The following is a 17,495-nucleotide window of genomic DNA, read 5'->3' as shown; positions in this document are numbered from 1 at the left end:
GCGCGCCAACGTAGGGGGACAGGGCTTGACGACGGTTAGCTATTGTCTGGCCGTCTCGCGTGGCTTAGCCTGTGAAGTTATGTCGAAGATTGTTTTTCACTGCCTGGTGAAGCCGACCGAATCGGAGGCGCTGGCCGAGGCATTTCGTACCAAGTTGAGTGAGTTTGACCGCGCCGGGCGAATTAGTGACGTGGATGTTTCGGTGGCGTCGGCGGACACGGACGCGCAGTTGGTGGAGCAGTGGGAGCGTGAGAACCCGAAGGAGCCGTTGGGGGATAGGAAGGTATTCCGTTATCTCTTGAGCTTCGATCAGCACGGCGGTTCTCTCAATGAACTCGCTATGGACCTCTCTGAGCTACTGACTCCGCGTGCAGAATTGCCCCCGGACCCAGTGCTGCGTGAGTTCGACGAAATGCTCGAATCTGTTGCGACGTATCCCTGGAATGTTGCCGTATTTAGGTAATATCCTACCTAATTCGTGAAAAGTGTAAGCCTCCACAGAGTCAGTGATTGGCTTGGCCAACGGGTGTAGCGCGAATCGCTACGAGTTTTCCCAGCAATATGCCGTTGTATAATTATGTCCGCTTCAATATCTACAGTTGCCCAGTCCTTGTGCACACAACCTGTGCCACCGAGTTACGGCAACCGGGAAGTGGTTTACAACCGCTGACGGTTTGTTCTTCGTGGGCGCCATAATGGTTTCGCAGAGAGGTTTATTTTGAATATCGAGCAGAAGGTTTCGGGACTCTATGACCAGATTCTCACCCGAAACGCCGGTGAGCCGGAGTTCCACCAGGCAGTGGCAGAAGTTCTGGAGTCGCTGAAGGTCGTCCTGGAAAAGGACCCACACTACGGTGACTACGGCTTGGTTCAGCGTCTGTGTGAGCCGGAGCGTCAGATCATTTTCCGCGTGCCGTGGGTCGATGACCAGGGGAAGGTCCAGGTCAACCGTGGCTTCCGTGTTCAATTCAACTCTGTGCTGGGCCCGTACAAGGGTGGTCTGCGCTTCCACCCGAGCGTGAACCTCGGCATCATTAAGTTCCTGGGCTTCGAGCAGATCTTCAAGAACTCCCTGACCGGCCTGCCGATCGGTGGCGGCAAGGGTGGCTCCGACTTTGATCCGAAGGGCAAGTCCGAGCTGGAAATCATGCGCTTCTGCCAGTCGTTCATGACAGAGCTGCACCGCCACATCGGTGAGTACCGTGACGTCCCGGCCGGTGACATCGGCGTCGGCGGCCGCGAGATTGGCTACCTGTTCGGTCAGTACCGCCGTATGGCCAACCAGCACGAGTCCGGCGTTCTCACCGGTAAGGGCCTGACCTGGGGCGGTTCCCTGGTTCGTACCGAGGCCACCGGTTACGGCTGTGTCTACTTCACTGAAGAGATGATGAAGGCCAACGGTGCCGACATCAACGGTGCCAAGGTCATCGTTTCCGGTTCCGGTAACGTCGCCATCTACGCCATTAGGAAGGCTCAGGAGCTCGGCGCTACCGTCGTCGGTTTCTCTGACTCCTCCGGTTACGTCTCCACTCCGAACGGTGTCGACGTCGAGCTGCTGAAGGAGATCAAGGAAGTTCGTCGTGCTCGCGTCTCCGAGTACGTCGCTGAGGCTGAGGGCGCTGAGTTCCACGAGGGTGGCAACATCTGGGAGCTCAAGGCTGATGTCGCACTGCCGTGTGCAACTCAGAATGAGCTCAATGGCGAGTCCGCCAAGCTGCTGGTCGACAACGGCTGCCGCTTCGTTGCTGAGGGCGCAAACATGCCGTCCACCCCGGAGGCTATCGAGGTCTTCAAGGCCAACGGTGTCCACTTTGCGCCGGGCAAGGCTGCCAATGCCGGTGGTGTTGCTACCTCCGCTCTGGAGATGCAGCAGAACGCTACCCGCGATTCCTGGTCCTTCTCCTACACCGATGAGCGCCTGAAGCGCATCATGACCAACATCTTCAAGAACTGCGAAACCACCGCCGCTGAGTACGATCACGAGGGTAACTACGTGCTCGGTGCCAACATCGCAGGCTTCAAGAAGGTCGCTAACGCAATGCTGGCTCAGGGCGTCATCTAGTCTGCTAACGTTTCCGCTTTACGACGGATCCTCGGCGACCCCGCCCGTCGAAAAGCCAAAAAGCCCACGCTGTAAACTCCCTCCTATGGAGTTATCAGTGTGGGCTTTTGTCTTTATCGTGGCAACGATTTTCATCGGGGCTCTGATGCAGCGAATAGCCGGTATGGGACTCGGACTGTTGGGAGGTCCGGTCCTCTCACTGGTTGCAGGTCCCGTAGCAGGAATTTTGATTATTAACGTGCTCGCATCGGTCAATGCGATCATGCAGACCATCTCGGTGCGAGAGAACGTCGATTGGAAGAAGTTCTGGCTGATTGGCCCGGTGATGGCCTTAGGTGCGCTGCCAGGCGCCTGGGTGGTTCACAACACGCCCAGCGGGCCACTCCAGGTTCTGGTCGGCGGGCTCGTGCTACTCGCGCTGCTAGTGACATCCTTTATGCCTCAGCGCATGCGTGTCGACGGCCCACAATACGCCGTTGCCTCAGGCGTGGCCGGCGGTTTTATGAATACCCTGGCCGGCATTGCGGGCCCAGCCATTACCGTTTACGCACAGGCTTCCCGTTGGCCAGCGCAGACATTTGCAGCCACCCTGCAACCGCTCTTCTTTGTTTCCGGCGCGTTGTCCTTGCTGTTCAAGGAAATCAGCGGTGACGTATCTGTCTTCGCCACCACACCGGTTATCCTCTGGCCGCTGTGTTTGGTTGCCATGATTGTGGGTATATTTTTGGGCACTCGCGTTTCCCGACGAGTGCCCATTGTGCAAGCCCGAAAGCTCGCGGTCATTCTGGCGACTACCGGCGCGGCAGTCACTATGTTTCGCGGAATCTCCGCAACTTTTGGCGCTTAGGCTTGCTGTTACTTCAACAGCGAAGACAGGAAGTTGCGGGTGCGCTCGTGCTGCGGATTACCCAGCACCTCATCCGGGGTGCCTTTCTCCACGACCACGCCGTCAGCCATAAACACGACCTGGTCGGCGACTTCGCGGGCAAAGCCCATCTCGTGCGTCACGACGACCATGGTCATGCCCTTATCGGCCAGACCACGCATGACGTTGAGAACCTCACCGACGAGCTCGGGGTCAAGAGCGGAAGTCGGCTCATCGAAGAGCATTAGCTTCGGCTCCATGGCCAGGGCTCGAGCAATGGCAACACGCTGCTGCTGACCGCCCGAGAGCTGAACAGGGTAGGCATCGGCCTTGTGAGCCAGACCAACAGTCTCCAGCAGCTCCATGGCACGCTTTTCAGCCTGCTCCTGAGAGACGCCCTTTACCAGCACTGGTGCCTCGGTGATATTTCCCAGCACCGTGCGGTGCGGGAACAGGTTGAAGTTCTGGAACACCATGCCGATATCGCGACGCTGACGGGCAGCTTCTGCGGCGGAAATTTCGTAGAGGCTGCCGTTCTTTTCGCGGTAGCCAATCAGGGAACCGTCGACGTAGAGACGGCCGGCATTGACCTTCTCCAGGTGGTTGATGCAGCGCAGCAGTGTGGACTTACCGGAGCCCGAAGGCCCAATGAGGCAGGTAACCGTACCGCGTGGAACTTCCAGGTCGATGCCCTTGAGGACCTCGAGACGGCCGAAGTTCTTCCGAACCTTTTGCGCCTCAACCATCAAATCTTTGGTAGTCATTTACTGCGGATCCTCTCGGTAGAAGTGCTCTTCGTCCTTATCGACAACGCGAGCATTTGCAAGCGGCACACCTTCGGCGTCGGCAAGCGCGGCCAGCTGGCGGGCGGTGAGCTGACGGGTAGCGCCGCGGGCGAAGTAGCGCTCAAGGTAGAACTGTCCGACCATCAGAATTGATGTGATGACCAAGTACCAGGTGGCGGCGACAAGCAGCATCGGCACCGGCAGGAACAGCGCATTGGCGATGTCCGTGGAGCGGCCGTAGAGTTCCAGCGAGAACGGCACTGCGATGACCAGCGAAGTGGTCTTCAGCAGGGAGATGAACTCGTTGCCCGTCGGCGGGATGATGATGCGCATAGCCTGTGGCAAGATGGTGCGGCGGACAGTCTGCCACCAGCTCATACCCAGTGCCTTCGATGCTTCGGTCTGGCCCTCCGGGACAGCCTGGATGCCGGCACGGACAATTTCAGCCATGTATGCGGACTCATTCAAGCCGAGACCGACGAACGCTAACACAAAGGTATTGGACAGGACAGTGCTGAGATCAACCTCGGCAACGCCCAGGTCAATCGTCGAGTAGATAGTGCCGAGGAGGCCCCAAAAGACCAGCTGCACGTAGACCGGAGTTCCTCGGAAAACCCACAGGTAGAACCAAGCAACAGTGGACAGCACGGGGTTGTCCGACATTCGGAGTACGGCGACGATGGCACCGCCGACGATACCGATGAGCATGGCCAGGACCGTTAGTGCAATGGTCCAGCCAGCGGCAGCGGCGATTCGTGTGTCGAACAGGTACTGGAAGTAAACATCCCAGTGGTAGGCCTCGTTGCGGGCGGCACCGATGATGAACCACAGGAAGAGCACAAGCAGCACTGCTGCGGTGATCCAGCGACCCGGGTGCGGCAGCGGTTTGGCCTTAATTTCTTCGTTGAGTTCCGCCTGTGTGGCCTCGTAGCGGGCGCCAGACGCAGATGAGTCGCTCACTTAAAGTTCCTCTCCGTTAATAGTGGCGCGTTCCAAAGCACCGTCTTCCAAACCCCATGTGGTCAGGATTTGCTTGTACTGGCCGTTGTCGATGAGGTACTGCAGCGCCTGCTGGAGTACTGGGCCGAGTTCTGAATCCTTCGGAATAGCGAAGCCGAACGGGGCACCATCGTAGATATCTCCGGCAAGTTCGAGTTTGCCCTCAGAACGATTGACCGCGTAGGCACTGACTGGTGAGTCAGCTGCCAGCGCGTCAGCACGCCCCAGCACCACGGTGGTAGCTGCGGTACCAGCATCCTGGTAGGCCAATTTGTTAATTGGTGGCAAACCGCGATCCAGACAATCCTGATTCTTTACCGGCAGGTCCTCCATGTCAGCGACGGTATTGCGCTGAACAGCGACAGTTTTGCCACAGTAGTTGTCGGAGCTGGCGTCGCTGCCCGGGCGACGTGCCCACTGCAGGCCGGTATCCAGGTAGTCGACGAAGTCGTAGGTCTTGCGGCGCTCCTCGTTTGAGGTGAAGCCGGAGGCACCAACATCAACTGCGCCGGCCGACAGGGCCGGCAGAATCAGTGCGAAATCCTGTTCTTGGATTTCCAGCCGCAGATCCAGGACGCTGGCCATGGCCCGCATGAGGTCAATGTCGAATCCGATGATGGAACCGGCGGAATCCTTAAACTCTGCCGGGGCGAATGTTGGGTTGGTGCCGATGCGCAATACTTCGCGCTTACGAAGATCTGCTGGGACCTGTTTCGCCAGTTCGGGGACCGCTGCCGGTTTGATCTCTGACCAGCCCTCGGGGTTACCGCTTTCGTCATTGGTGACGCAGCCTGTAAGCCCTAAGAACAAGGTCGCAGTCAGCGTGGCAGCCGCCAATGCGATGGGTCTTTTCATATCTGAATATGTTACCTAGGCACAGGAATACCTTAAATTCGGTACCCCTATTCAGCTGCGTCTTAGGCTGGTGCAGGAAAACCGCACACTTTTCAGACTTCCCGGGGAATAGTCAGCGCCGGTTTTCTAGTTCGCTTCAACTGCAGCAAAGCCATTGCCAGTGACGTCGAGCGGGCCGACCGCGCCGGAGGCCGGGTCGCTCAGCGCAGCATCGCGGACAGCCTTCGCCACGGCCGGCATGACGCGCGAATCCAGCGCCGACGGGATAATGCGGTCGGCACTCAGGTCTTCTACGCCAACATTTGCAATGGCCTGAGTAGCAGCCAGCTTCATGGCCTCGGTGATCCGTTTGGCACCCGCCTCCAGTGCGCCACGGAACAGACCCGGGAAGGCCAGCACATTATTAATCTGGTTCGGATGATCCGAGCGGCCAGTGGCCACGACGGCTCCGTACTTGCGGGCGACTTCCATCGGAATCTCCGGAATCGGGTTGGCCAGCGAGAACAGAATAGGGTCAGCAGCCATCTGGCTAATCGCATCCTCGCCGATACGGCCGGCAGAGACGCCGATGAACACGTTAGCGTCGACAAGCGCATCGTTGATCGAGCCGGTGATACCGCGCGGGTTAGTCATGCCGGCGACCCACTGCTTGATGTCGCTTAGTGGCTCGCGATCCGGGTGGATGATGCCGCGCGAATCGACGACGACGATGTCGGACACGCCAGCGGACAGCAGCATCTTCGTCGCAGCGACACCAGCGGCACCGGCGCCGGAGATGACCACGCGGAGATCCTGGAAGCTGCGGCCGGTCAGCTTGCAGGCGTTGATCAAGCCGGCGGCGATGACGATGGCGGTGCCGTGCTGGTCGTCGTGGAAGATGGGGATGTCGAGCTCTTGATCGAGACGCTGCTCGATCTCGAAGCAGCGAGGCGCGGAGATGTCTTCGAGGTTCACTCCGCCAAACGACGGTGCCAGCGCCTTGACCGTCTGGATGATTTCCTCCGTGTCGAGGGTATCCAGGACGATTGGCACTGCGGAGATACCGGCGAACTGCTCGAAGAGCTGGGCCTTTCCTTCCATCACAGGCAGTGCGGCCTTGGGGCCGATGTCGCCGAGGCCAAGCACTGCGGTGCCGTCGGAGACTACTGCGACGTTCTGGCCGGTCCAGGTGTAGGTGCGTGCCAGGGCCGGATCTTCGTGGATGGCCTCACAGACGCGAGCGACACCTGGGGTGTAGCCGATGGAGAGGTCGCGAATTGTCTCGAGCTTCATGGTGGAGTGGGAGCGGAGCTTGCCGCCTCGGTGTGCCTCAAAGATTTCCGCATCGGTGATGGTCGACGGATCTGTGGGGGCGGTGTCCTCCGGTACTGCGTGAAGTGGCGTCTTAGCGGAGTTCGCGTTCGCAGTGTGGGCGGAGGAGCTAGAGGGGGAATTCGCAGCAGGCATGATGACAGTCCAAAACGTGTTGAGTACTGAGTACTTTGTACTTTGAGAAAACTCGACCGCGGCGTGAGCTGCTGGTGGGCAGTGCGTAAAGCCGGGAGCAAAGCTTGGCAGGTGATACGTAGTGGTGTGCGTAAAAACTAAACCAGTCTTGCTATGCGGGATTGGTATCTCATTATATGGACAGTGGGGTGGAAAATAAAATCTTTGCGGTTGGGGGAGCGGGGATTTGGGAAGTGTCGTGGGGCTGGCGGCCGCGGGCGTGATGCCGGAACCCCGGCTTTTGCCGAGTTCGACGAGTCCTGCCATGGCATCGTTTGTGTTAAGGGCTACTCAGCTGCGTCGTTTGTGATGAAGGTGTGCATCGAGCTTGCTCGGAAGCATCTTTGTTAGGAAGTGCCTTCGGTGGGGTGTCTATGTGCTGTCGGGTTCCATATGGGCGGCTGTCGTTGGAGGGGCTCCATGCCTTGGCCGCTTTTGGCCTTCTATTGGTTTGGAAAATGTTGGCGATATTATTTGCCGATATTGAGTAAGCGCTGGCCGGGGTTGAAGGTTAGTTTTTAAAGAGATTAACCAGTTCCAAGCCCTGTTCTATGGGGTAGAGGCCTGGTTTTTTCTTACCTTCAGTGGTGCCTTATGGTTCGCGAATCGAAAATATTTGTGTAGTGCGGAAAGTTGAATCCGGAGTTCCTGGGATAGTTCCAACTGACGACAGAGAGCTGTTCGTTTATTGCAACTTCTACGCAGGAGGCTTCTTACGATGTCCGATTCCACTTTCCCCCAGAACCCGCAGAGTCCACAGAACCCGTATGGCTCCCAGAATCCGTATGGCTCCCAGAATCCGCAGGATTCGCTGGGGCAGCAGTCCTACCAGCACAGCCCGCAGGATCCGCTCGGCCAGCAGCCCTACCCGCAGGGTCCGTCGGCAGCGGGGCAGATGCCTCCGGCTCCGAAAGAAAAGAAGAAGGGTGGCTGCTTCAAATGGGGTGGTATTGCCGCGGGCGCTGTCGTGGTCCTCGCTGTGGCGGCCAGCTTGACTGGTGGCGGTGACACTGAGTCGGGTTCCGATTCTGAAGCTGCATCTCTCTTTGGTTCGGAGACTGCCGTTGCGGCTGATTCTGGGACTGTTGAGAATGCCGATTTCGCTGAGTCTTCCGAGGCAGGTGTAGATGAGCAGCAAGGTCAGACGGGGGAGCAGCAAAAGCAGGATGAGAAGGTCCCGACCGAATACAAGAATGCTCTCCGCAAGGCAGAGATTTACGCGAATCGCATGCACATGTCGAAGGCCGGTATTTATGATCAGCTGACCTCGGAGTACGGCGAGAAGTTCTCACCGGAGGCAGCCCAGTATGCAATGGACAATCTCGATGCGGACTGGAATAAGAACGCACTGGAAAAGGCGAGAATCTACCAGGATTCGATGGCGATGTCCCCGGATGCGGTTTACGAGCAGCTGACGTCGGAATACGGCGAGCAGTTTACTCCGGAGGAAGCTCAGTACGCGGTGGATAACCTGTAGCAGCGGGCTTCGTTTGTTGATGACGCCAATTGGCCAGAGTCCAGTTGGATGCCTGCTGCAAAAGAACGGCTTCCGCTTCACCAGAATGCATTTGCTGCACACTGAACGGCTGCTGGTGAAGCGGAAACCGTCTCGGCAGTTTTAATGCGTGACCGGGCAGTTGAGCGAGTGTCTGCAGCACAACTTCGGCGCGGTACAATTCGTGCCGTTTATCAACCGCGCCCGCATCGGCGACCGCGGCGGCAAATCAGAAGTAACCGCGACACTGCGCCGCTACGCAGTCGCAGCACCTATCTTGCAGAAGACATCGCTGAGTTTCGAGTCTCCATCACAGAAGAGCAGCGGCAAGCTTTGTTGAGCGGGATTTCCGAGTACTCCGATGGCGATGAAGAAGTTTTCAGAGCGTATGCTCGCCTGTTGAAATCATCGGACTCAAAAGCCATGGAGTAGCCACATTCGCGGGGTGCGAGTCCCCGCCATGGCACTGCCCCGTTCACTCAATCGATAGTGGCGGGGTTTTCTTATGCCCAAAAACAGATTCACCCAGGAGTTAACGCAGGATTCAACGTGCAATAAGTGGCTCTTTTTTGGCTCATTTTTGGCGCAAAATACCCGTGAAAGTACGTGAAAGTGCGTGAAAAAGAGTGAAAGATAGTGAATACTCAGACAAGTAAAACCCGCTCCCACCAGGCTAAAAGCCAGGTGAAAGCGGGTTTTAAAATCGTGCCCCCGGTGAGACTCGAACTCACACTGGACGGGTTTTGAATCCGTTGCCTCTGCCAATTGGGCTACAGGGGCGCAAAGCCGTCGATAAGCGAAAATGCTCTATCGAAGCGACTTTGACTAGTTTAGTCCATCGACCCCGAATTAGAAAAACGGCGCTGCGCATAAGCGACGACGCTGACGATTGCGGCGCCGAGAATGAACAGTCCGAGGGCGAGTCCCCAGTCGGAGCCGATGCCCTGGAGCTCGTTGTTTTCGGTCTGCCACGGCCAGAGAGCGCGCAGTGAACCGAGCATGAGGCCGGACATGGCGACCAACGTGAGCGCCTGGTGCGTACTCAGCAGCCATTCGAGGAGGCGGATGAACAGGACGATGCCAATCAGCGCGCCGACGAAGAACGTGCCGATGTAGGCGAAGTCACGGTCGTGAATTGCGCCCATGGTCGGTGCGTAGAGTCCGATGACCAGCAGGAAGAAAGAGCCCGAAACGCCCGGCAGAACCAGTGCGCACACGGCAATCGAGGCGGCGATGAGTACGAGCCAGAGAGGCGGCTGCGTCGGTGCGGCCTGGGGGAGGGAGGTCAGCGCGAACAGGGCGATGCTGAAGAACAGGAAGACTGCGATGGCCTTGCCGCGCATGCCCGGCTGACGCAGAGCGCCTGGCTGTAGCTCGTTCAGCGGCATGGTGATCGAGGCGGCGATCATGCCCATGAACAGTGCTCGGGAAGCGACTGGTTGGTTGGTGACGAAGTTCTCCATGATGCCTGCCATGGAGAAGACCACGGCAACCATGCCGATAGCCACCGGGATGAGCAGCCACCAGTCGATTCTGCGAAGGTCCTCCTTGAAGGTGCCCTTCGAAGTTGCCCGCGGCAGGTCGGTGATGCGCTTTGCCGATTCAATCAGGCGTCCGTAGATGCCCGTGATCAGCGCAAGGGTGCCGCCGGAGACCCCCGGAATCGTCTCGGCGAGACCAATGAGGCCACCGCGAACTGCGTTGGCGATGACACCCAGCGGGGTCGGCTTCGGGATTTCAGAGTAGGGGCTCGTGGTCGGCAGCGTGGTCGACTCTGCGCCAGGAGCGCTCGTATTTTCAGTAGACATCGCAGGCCATTGTATGTCTTCCACCTGAGAAGAAGCGTATTTCCGTGTGTGTATTAGTAGCTTCGGGGTGCGATTAAAGACACAAAACAAAAAAGCAGCGCCTGGGGTGGCGCTGCTGATTCAGTGAGTTACGCAGGAGTAGTCGGTGGCAGTGGGGGGGGGCAGTAGGCGGTGGGCAGTGGAGCTGCTTTCTTAGCCGTGCTCGGTTCTTAGCCGTGTTCGATGATTTGCTGCAGGCAGCTGCCCAGGGCCTCAACCGAAATCCTCGGCGCGTTGGCCTCATCGATTAGGCCGGTGTCGGAAAGAACTAGGTATCCGACGCAGAGGGAAATAGCCATCTGGCTGCGGTGCACAGCAGTGTCGTAGCTAACGTCTTCCGGTCCGTCCGCTTCGACGCGGCGAATTAGGTCATCTGCAACAGCTTCATTGAACCGCTCGGCAATGACTTTTGCGGTTTCCTCGGAGTCGAGGGATCCGACAATCAGTGGAATCATGGACTGTCCGGCCATTCCTTGACCAGTCAAAATAGCGCTGGCCATCCGCTGGCCAAGTTCATTGAAGGGAGCTCGGCTGAGTGTGCCTTTGAACTGGCTGAAGTCAATCAGTTCGGCCATGAGACCTTCTTTGGAGCCGAAGTACTTGATGATGAGCGGCGCGCTAACGCCCGCATCGCTGGCAATTTCCTTCAGCGGCACGCTTCGCAAAGGCTTGCGCGCGAAGTGCCGAGCTGCAGCCGCGATGATGCGCTCGCGGGTGGACTGGGCGCTCCGTTGGAAATCGGTCGAATCGAACTCACTCATGCTGAAGAGTCTAAAGCCATGAAAGCGTAACTACGCCAATTGATTTCAGAGGCATGCGCAGGACGTGGTGATATGTTTTCGCGGCCACCTCAAAGAGGGGGTAATTTCTAGGTGCCTCATTTGGGGCAGGTTCCGTGCATGCTGTTGAACAATCGCTGGAAAATATGGAAAAACTCCAGGAAAATAAGGCGAATATTAAAGTTGGATTACAGCATTTCGGAAACTGAAACCAGGTGCCAAGCGACGCTCGAGAGGCTCACTCTTGCGAATCACTGTTCAGGTGGACTAAGGGGCTGCTGAATCCGTTTCAAAATGCAGCCTGATTACCGTAATTATTGTTCACTGAAGCTGACCGGCCAACAGCTCATCCTCCGCAGCTCGCGATTCCTCAGCGCGCATCTCAGTTTTCCTACGCTGTTCAATATTTTCCTACACTGGGATGTCATGAAGAAGACCCTCATGCTTATCGACGGTCATTCCATGGCCTTCCGCGCGTTCTTTGCCCTTCCGGTGGATAGTTTCTCAACCACCGGTGGTCAGACAACGAACGCGGTGTACGGCTTCCTTTCTATGCTGTCCAATATCCTCAGCGAGGAAAAGCCCACGCACGTGGCGGTCGCCTTCGATGTCGCCCGCGAGACCTTCCGCAACGAGATCTTCCCGGAGTATAAGGCTCAGCGTGAGAAGACTCCTGAGGAATTCCGTGGTCAGGTGCCGCTTATTCAGCAGGTGCTGAAAGAGATGGGCATCGTCACGCTGGAAAAGGACAACTACGAGGCCGACGACATTATCGCGACGTTGGCTACCCAAGCCAAGCCTGAGGGCTTCGAAACGCTCATCGTCACTGGTGACCGTGACTCGTTCCAGTTGGTCAACGACACCACGACGGTGCTTTATCCAATGCGCGGCGTCACCACGCTGCATCGCTTCACGCCTGCTGCTATCGAGAAGAAGTACGGTCTGACGCCGACTCAGTACCCGGATTTCGCGGCTCTCCGCGGCGACCCCTCCGACAATCTCCCGGGCATTCCGGGGGTCGGCGAGAAGACCGCGACGAAGTGGATTGTTCAGTACGGCACGCTGGCAAACCTCATCGACCACGCTGACGAAATCCGCGGCAAAGTCGGCGATAACTTCCGCGAGCGCGTCGCAAACGTCCAGCTGAACCGCGACATCACCGAAATGGTCAAGGATCTGCCCTTGCCGTACGGTCCGAACGAGCTCGAGCTCCGTCCCGCCGACGCCCAGGGAATCATCGACTTCTTCGACCGCCTCGAATTCGGCGACAACCTTCGCGAACGCGTCTTCCGCACCCTTTCCATCGAAGGCGCGGGCGTCACCGCCTCCACCAGCGACAGTGCGACAAAGCTCGAGGCTGTTTCGCTTGACGACGGCGCCCTGGCTGCCTGGCTCGATAATCTGCACGAGCCGGCCGCGTTGCAGGTCGGGGAGCACACCCTGATGATTGGCTCCGCAGATGAGAAGGGCAAGACCTCCGGCCAGGCTGTTTCTCTCGACTTGGGTGATCTTTCCGCCGAAGATGCCGACGCACTGCGCGAGTGGCTCGCTGGCGACCATCCGAAGCTGGTGCATGACTCTAAAACGGCCATGCATGCACTCTGGAACTACGACTTCGAGCTGGCCGGGGTCATCCACGACACCTTCCTGGCTGCGTATCTGCTGCGCCCAAGCCAGCGCAGCTACAGCTTGGACAACGTCGTCCAGCGTCACCTGGGCCAGACTCTTTCGCAGGCCGAGGGCCAGATGACCCTGCTCGATGGCCCGGCCGAAGACGCTTCCCATGTCGCCGCCGTCATCGACCTGGCTGAGCGATTGGCTGTCGAACTCGACGAGGCCGGGCTCTACAGTGTGTACGCCGACCTGGAAGTCCCGCTCGCCCCAGTGCTGGGTCGGATGGAGCGTGCCGGTATCGCTGTCGATGTTGATGCGCTCGAGGAGCTCCGAAAGCAGGCGCAGGCGGCTACCGATGAGGCGGAGAGTGAGGCTCGCAACCTCGTCGATAAGCCTGAGCTGAATCTCGGATCGCCGAAGCAGTTGCAAGAGGTCCTGTTTGACCAGCTGGGAATGCCCAAGACAAAGAAGACGAAGACGGGCTATTCCACGGCGGCGAAGGAAATTGAGGGGCTGGCGAAGGTCAACCCGCATCCGTTCCTGGATTACCTGTTGAAGTTCCGCGAGTCGCAGAAGATGAAGTCGACCGTGGAGGGGCTGATTAAGGCTGTCGCTGATGATGGCCGTATTCATACGACTTTTAATCAGGCGGTCGCGGCGACGGGGCGTCTGTCGTCGACGGAGCCGAATCTGCAGAACATCCCGGTGCGCACGGAGTTCGGGCGACGGATTCGTGAGGCGTTCGTGGTCGGCGATGGCTATGAGCAGCTGATCACCGCGGACTACTCGCAGATTGAGATGCGCGTGATGGCGCACCTATCGCAGGATCCGGGGCTGATTGAGGCCTACCGCCAGGGCGAGGACCTGCATAACTACGTCGGCTCGAAGGTCTTCGGCGTCGGCATCGATGAGGTTACGCCTGAGCTGCGTCGTCGTGTAAAGGCGATGAGCTACGGATTGGCTTATGGTCTGAGCGCTTTTGGTCTGGCTCAGCAGCTCGACATTCCGCAGCGCGAGGCGAAGAAGCTCATGGAGGACTTCTTCGAGCGCTTCGGTGGTGTGCGCGATTATCTGCACAAGGTTGTTGAGCGGGCGCGCAAGGACGGCTTTACGGCCACGATGTTCGATCGTCGTCGCTACCTGCCGGAACTCAACGCCGACAACCGCATCGCTCGCGATAACGCGGAACGCGCGGCATTGAACTCGCCGATCCAGGGCTCGGCGGCAGACATTATTAAGATTGCAATGCTCCGGGTCGACGATGCTTTACGACGGGGCGGGTTGCGCTCACGTGTCCTCCTGCAGGTTCATGACGAACTGGTTGTTGAAGTTGCAGATGGGGAAGAGGGAGCCATCAAGGAGCTGTTGCATCGCGAGATGGACTCGGCGGCTGAATTGCTGGTGCCGTTGGATGTTTCCATCGGTGCTGGTGTGAACTGGGATACTGCTGCGCATTAGTGGTGCGAAGGTCGGGCCGTAGTGCTGGTCGGCGGACTTGATGCGGGCTTGCCGCGGATGTGTTGCGGACTTGAATGTCGCAGCTCAAATCGGTATTGTTCGCTAGGTATGCATTAGCGTGCCGACTTTGCAGCCTCGAGCTTCATGGACATCGGGTTAACTAATTGCCAATGGTGAGATTCGCCGAAAGCGGATTTGGCCCGGTTGTCCAGGGGTTTCTTTGAGAGGCAAGGCCGAAATTGTCCGTTTTTCGATTTCTATCCGCTTCGGAGCACATCTTATATGTCCACTTCTAACGTCCCTCAGGTTGCCATCAACGACATTGGCACCGCTGAGGATTTCCTGGCCGCTGTCGACTCGACGATGAAGTACTTCAACGATGGTGACATCGTTGAAGGCACCGTCGTTAAGGTTGACCGCGACGAGGTTCTTCTCGACATCGGCTACAAGACTGAAGGTGTCATTCCTTCCCGCGAACTGTCCATCAAGCACGATGTCGACCCTGACGAAGTGGTCGAAGTTGGCGATGAGATCGACGCGCTGGTCCTGACCAAGGAAGACAAGGAAGGCCGCCTCATCCTGTCCAAGAAGCGCGCTCAGTACGAGCGTGCTTGGGGCACCATCGAGCAGCTCAAGGAGAACGACGAACCGGTTACCGGTACCGTCATCGAGGTCGTCAAGGGCGGCCTGATCCTCGACATCGGCCTGCGCGGCTTCCTGCCGGCTTCCCTCGTCGAGATGCGTCGTGTCCGCGACCTCCAGCCGTACATCGGCCAGGAGATCGAGGCCAAGATCATCGAGCTCGACAAGAACCGCAACAACGTCGTTCTGTCCCGCCGTGCATGGCTCGAGCAGACCCAGTCTGAGGTCCGCTCCGAGTTCCTGCACCAGCTGCAGAAGGGCCAGGTCCGCAAGGGTGTCGTTTCCTCCATCGTCAACTTCGGCGCATTCGTCGATCTCGGCGGTGTTGACGGCCTGGTTCACGTTTCCGAGCTGTCCTGGAAGCACATCGACCACCCGTCCGAGGTTGTCCAGGTTGGCGACGAGGTCACCGTCGAGGTTCTCGAGGTCGACCTGAACCGCGAGCGCGTTTCCCTGTCCCTGAAGGCTACTCAGGAAGATCCGTGGCGCGTCTTCGCCCGCACTCACGCAATCGGCCAGATTGTTCCGGGCAAGGTCACCAAGCTGGTTCCGTTCGGTGCGTTCGTCCGCGTCGAGGAGGGCATCGAGGGCCTGGTTCACATCTCCGAGCTGGCTTCCCGCCACATCGACGTTCCGGACCAGATCGTCTCCGTCGACGAGCAGGTCATGGTCAAGGTCATCGACATCGACCTCGAGCGTCGTCGTATCTCCCTGTCCCTCAAGCAGGCTGACGAGGACTTCACCGAAGAGTTCGACCCGACCAAGTACGGCATGGGCGACTCCTACGACGAGCAGGGCAACTACATCTTCCCGGAGGGCTTCGACCCGGAGACCAACGAGTGGATGGAGGGCTTCGAGACTCAGCGCGCCGAGTGGGAGGCTCGCTACGCAGAGGCAGAGCGTCACCACCAGCTGCACGCTGCCCAGATCGAGCGTCACCGCGCTGCAGCTGCCGAGGCTGCAGAGACCGCTTCGAACTACTCCTCCGAGTCCGGCGAGGCAGCTCCGGCTGCTCCGGCCGCACCGGCTGCAGACAATGCAGGCGGCACCCTGGCTTCCGACGAGCAGCTCGCTGCTCTGCGCGAGAAGCTGGCTGGCAACTAAGCTAGACCGCTAAGGGCTTACACGTCCCTTTGAGAAATTGCCCCGGCGAGGTTTTCCTCGCTGGGGCTTTTTCGTGCCTTCTTTGCTTTACGACGGGCACCTGCTCGGCCTTGTTCTTATAGCGGCGGCTTGGGGGCTTGCTGCATTTTTGGTCCTGGTGTTGGGGCTTTGGGCCATAAAGGTGGCGCCGCTGTTGCCTAAAGCGGGCTTGCGCTTCACCAGAAGTGGCTTGCTGCACAGTAACGGGCTGCTGGCGAAGCGCAAACCGTCCTATTGGCCCTAAGGGCCCTAATGTCCTGGTGGCCTTGTCGATTTTGGTGGCTCTGGCTGCCCTTACTGCCGTTGACAGCCCGTCTCTCTACCCATATGAATGGTGACATGACAACAAAGGACGAAGCCAAACAGGTAGATAACGCTAATCACGTAGAGGATTCCTCCCACTCCACAGGCGGTGTGTACTCGCAGGAGGGTAAGGACTTTAACCGCGACACCCGCTATATCAACGACCGCATTGTTAAGAACGGTCGCGAGGTAGGCGACGGAATTAAGACGTGGCCCGTTGAAGCCGGTCACTACCGCCTCATCGCGGCTCGCGCGTGCCCATGGGCACACCGCACGCTTATTGTTCGCAGGTTGCTCGGCTTGGAAGATGCAATTTCAGTCGGAATTCCAGGGCCAGTGCACGATGCCCGCTCCTGGACATTCGACAAAGGCCCAGGTGGCCGCGATGAAGTACTCGGCTACGAGCGCCTGCAGGAGGCATTCCTCAAGCGTTTCCCGGACTACCAGCGTGGCATTACTGTTCCGGCCATCGTCGAGATCGAGTCGGGCGAGGTCGTGACCAATGACTTTCCCTGGATCACCTTGGACTTCATTACCGAGTGGACCGAGTTCCACCGCGAAGGCGCCCCGGATCTTTACCCGGTGGAGATGCGCGAGGAAATGGATGAGCTTATGCAGTTCATCTACACCGAGATCAACAACGGCGTCTACCGCTGTGGTTTCGCAGGCTCGCAGGACTCCTACGACAAGGCTTACGACCGGCTGTTCGATGCCCTAGACAAGGTTTCTGAGCGCTTAGAGACCCGCCGTTACCTCATGGGCGACCACATCACTGAGGCCGACATTCGCCTTTACACGACCCTGATCCGCTTCGATGCCGTCTACCACGGCCACTTCAAGTGCAACCGGAGCAAGATTTCCGAGATGCCGGTTCTATACAACTACCTGCGTGATCTCTTCCAGACTCCGGGCTTCGGCGACACCACTGACCTCGTCGATATCAAGCGCCATTACTACGAGGTCCACCGCGACCTCAATCCTTTAGGGATTGTCCCGAAGGGGCCGGAGCTCTCTGACCTGCTCCAGCCGCACGGCCGTGAGGCCCTTGGTGGCAGCCCATTCGGTAACGGCACCGCCCCGGCCCCAGTCAACCCAGATCCCGTTGAAGAGGGTCACCGCATCGAGGATCTCGTCGTAAAGCACTAACGTGCGGGGGCGTGTCC

At 58.4% G+C, this 17,495-nt stretch carries 14 protein-coding genes and 1 tRNA gene; 8 read left to right on the top strand and 7 right to left on the bottom strand.

The window, feature by feature from the left end:
• Positions 1-79 precede the first annotated feature (79 nt).
• The 3 genes from HMPREF2547_RS08900 (at position 80) to HMPREF2547_RS08890 (ending at position 2,909) form a co-directional block, all read left to right on the top strand.
• Positions 80-463, top strand: coding sequence for a hypothetical protein (locus HMPREF2547_RS08900; RefSeq protein ID WP_042388759.1), 384 nt, complete (start codon positions 80-82; stop codon positions 461-463).
• A gap of 255 nt (positions 464-718) precedes the next feature.
• The gene (gene gdhA, locus HMPREF2547_RS08895; protein ID WP_070605600.1) at positions 719-2,062 is read left to right on the top strand and encodes an NADP-specific glutamate dehydrogenase; all 1,344 of its coding nucleotides are present in this window, start codon (positions 719-721) and stop codon (positions 2,060-2,062) included.
• 85 nt (positions 2,063-2,147) lie between these two features.
• A complete protein-coding gene (locus HMPREF2547_RS08890; RefSeq protein WP_042388756.1) occupies positions 2,148-2,909 on the top strand; it encodes a sulfite exporter TauE/SafE family protein in 762 nt (253 codons plus the stop codon).
• Positions 2,910-2,917: 8 nt separating this feature from the next.
• Here the strand turns inward: HMPREF2547_RS08890 and ehuA are convergent, their stop codons facing one another.
• The 4 genes from ehuA to HMPREF2547_RS08870 all read right to left on the bottom strand — a co-directional run bounded on the left by ehuA (position 2,918) and on the right by HMPREF2547_RS08870 (position 7,012).
• Complete coding sequence (gene ehuA / locus HMPREF2547_RS08885; protein WP_016422932.1) at positions 2,918-3,691, bottom strand: ectoine/hydroxyectoine ABC transporter ATP-binding protein EhuA; 774 nt, start codon at positions 3,689-3,691, stop codon at positions 2,918-2,920.
• Positions 3,692-4,609 carry an amino acid ABC transporter permease gene (locus tag HMPREF2547_RS08880; protein WP_369707174.1) on the bottom strand — a complete coding sequence of 306 codons (918 nt, stop codon included), beginning with the start codon at positions 4,607-4,609 and terminating at the stop codon, positions 3,692-3,694. It abuts the gene before it with no gap.
• A 63-nt stretch (positions 4,610-4,672) separates the two neighbouring features.
• Entirely contained in the window at positions 4,673-5,566 is an 894-nt protein-coding gene (locus HMPREF2547_RS08875) for an ABC transporter substrate-binding protein (protein ID WP_016422930.1), read from the bottom strand.
• 126 nt (positions 5,567-5,692) lie between these two features.
• On the bottom strand, positions 5,693-7,012 hold the full coding sequence (locus HMPREF2547_RS08870) for an NAD(P)-dependent malic enzyme (RefSeq protein ID WP_070605598.1): 1,320 nt from the start codon (positions 7,010-7,012) through the stop codon (positions 5,693-5,695).
• Between the two features lie 757 nt (positions 7,013-7,769).
• On the opposite strand from HMPREF2547_RS08870, the gene HMPREF2547_RS08865 reads away from it, so the two are divergent.
• On the top strand, positions 7,770-8,528 hold the full coding sequence (locus HMPREF2547_RS08865) for an Ltp family lipoprotein (protein WP_080969583.1): 759 nt from the start codon (positions 7,770-7,772) through the stop codon (positions 8,526-8,528).
• A 148-nt stretch (positions 8,529-8,676) separates the two neighbouring features.
• Positions 8,677-8,886: a hypothetical protein gene (locus HMPREF2547_RS08860; RefSeq protein WP_049190013.1), complete on the top strand. Its 210-nt coding sequence runs from the start codon at positions 8,677-8,679 to the stop codon at positions 8,884-8,886.
• Positions 8,887-9,252: 366 nt separating this feature from the next.
• Here the strand turns inward: HMPREF2547_RS08860 and HMPREF2547_RS08855 are convergent.
• From HMPREF2547_RS08855 to HMPREF2547_RS08845, 3 genes are all read right to left on the bottom strand, one after another.
• A tRNA-Leu gene (locus HMPREF2547_RS08855) sits at positions 9,253-9,326 on the bottom strand.
• Between the two features lie 50 nt (positions 9,327-9,376).
• Entirely contained in the window at positions 9,377-10,354 is a 978-nt protein-coding gene (locus tag HMPREF2547_RS08850) for a DUF368 domain-containing protein (RefSeq protein WP_049190011.1), read from the bottom strand.
• Positions 10,355-10,563: 209 nt separating this feature from the next.
• The gene (locus HMPREF2547_RS08845; RefSeq protein WP_049190009.1) at positions 10,564-11,154 is read right to left on the bottom strand and encodes a TetR/AcrR family transcriptional regulator; all 591 of its coding nucleotides are present in this window, start codon (positions 11,152-11,154) and stop codon (positions 10,564-10,566) included.
• 444 nt (positions 11,155-11,598) lie between these two features.
• On the opposite strand from HMPREF2547_RS08845, the gene polA reads away from it, so the two are divergent.
• From polA to HMPREF2547_RS08825, 3 genes are all read left to right on the top strand, one after another.
• Positions 11,599-14,244: a DNA polymerase I gene (polA, locus tag HMPREF2547_RS08840; RefSeq protein ID WP_070605683.1), complete on the top strand. Its 2,646-nt coding sequence runs from the start codon at positions 11,599-11,601 to the stop codon at positions 14,242-14,244.
• Positions 14,245-14,526: 282 nt separating this feature from the next.
• Positions 14,527-15,990 carry a 30S ribosomal protein S1 gene (gene rpsA / locus HMPREF2547_RS08835; RefSeq protein ID WP_005510285.1) on the top strand — a complete coding sequence of 488 codons (1,464 nt, stop codon included), beginning with the start codon at positions 14,527-14,529 and terminating at the stop codon, positions 15,988-15,990.
• Between the two features lie 378 nt (positions 15,991-16,368).
• The gene (locus HMPREF2547_RS08825; protein ID WP_370548613.1) at positions 16,369-17,478 is read left to right on the top strand and encodes a glutathione S-transferase family protein; all 1,110 of its coding nucleotides are present in this window, start codon (positions 16,369-16,371) and stop codon (positions 17,476-17,478) included.
• The last annotated feature ends 17 nt before the right edge of the window (positions 17,479-17,495 follow it).

This window comes from Corynebacterium sp. HMSC055G02, assembly GCF_001809065.1.
GTDB lineage: Bacteria > Actinomycetota > Actinomycetes > Mycobacteriales > Mycobacteriaceae > Corynebacterium > Corynebacterium jeikeium_D.
Note: the sequence above shows the minus strand (reverse complement) of the source record. Positions and strands in the feature narration are given on the sequence as shown.

Coding starts and splice junctions, on each gene's coding strand:
- HMPREF2547_RS08900 (WP_042388759.1), top strand. CDS start 80: ATGTCGAAGATTGTTTTTCACTGCCTGGTGAAGCCGACCGAATCGGAG.
- HMPREF2547_RS08890 (WP_042388756.1), top strand. CDS start 2,148: ATGGAGTTATCAGTGTGGGCTTTTGTCTTTATCGTGGCAACGATTTTC.
- ehuA (WP_016422932.1), bottom strand. CDS start 3,691: ATGACTACCAAAGATTTGATGGTTGAGGCGCAAAAGGTTCGGAAGAAC.
- HMPREF2547_RS08875 (WP_016422930.1), bottom strand. CDS start 5,566: ATGAAAAGACCCATCGCATTGGCGGCTGCCACGCTGACTGCGACCTTG.
- HMPREF2547_RS08870 (WP_070605598.1), bottom strand. CDS start 7,012: ATGCCTGCTGCGAATTCCCCCTCTAGCTCCTCCGCCCACACTGCGAAC.
- HMPREF2547_RS08865 (WP_080969583.1), top strand. CDS start 7,770: ATGTCCGATTCCACTTTCCCCCAGAACCCGCAGAGTCCACAGAACCCG.
- HMPREF2547_RS08850 (WP_049190011.1), bottom strand. CDS start 10,354: ATGTCTACTGAAAATACGAGCGCTCCTGGCGCAGAGTCGACCACGCTG.
- HMPREF2547_RS08845 (WP_049190009.1), bottom strand. CDS start 11,154: ATGAGTGAGTTCGATTCGACCGATTTCCAACGGAGCGCCCAGTCCACC.
- polA (WP_070605683.1), top strand. CDS start 11,599: ATGAAGAAGACCCTCATGCTTATCGACGGTCATTCCATGGCCTTCCGC.
- rpsA (WP_005510285.1), top strand. CDS start 14,527: ATGTCCACTTCTAACGTCCCTCAGGTTGCCATCAACGACATTGGCACC.
- HMPREF2547_RS08825 (WP_370548613.1), top strand. CDS start 16,369: ATGACAACAAAGGACGAAGCCAAACAGGTAGATAACGCTAATCACGTA.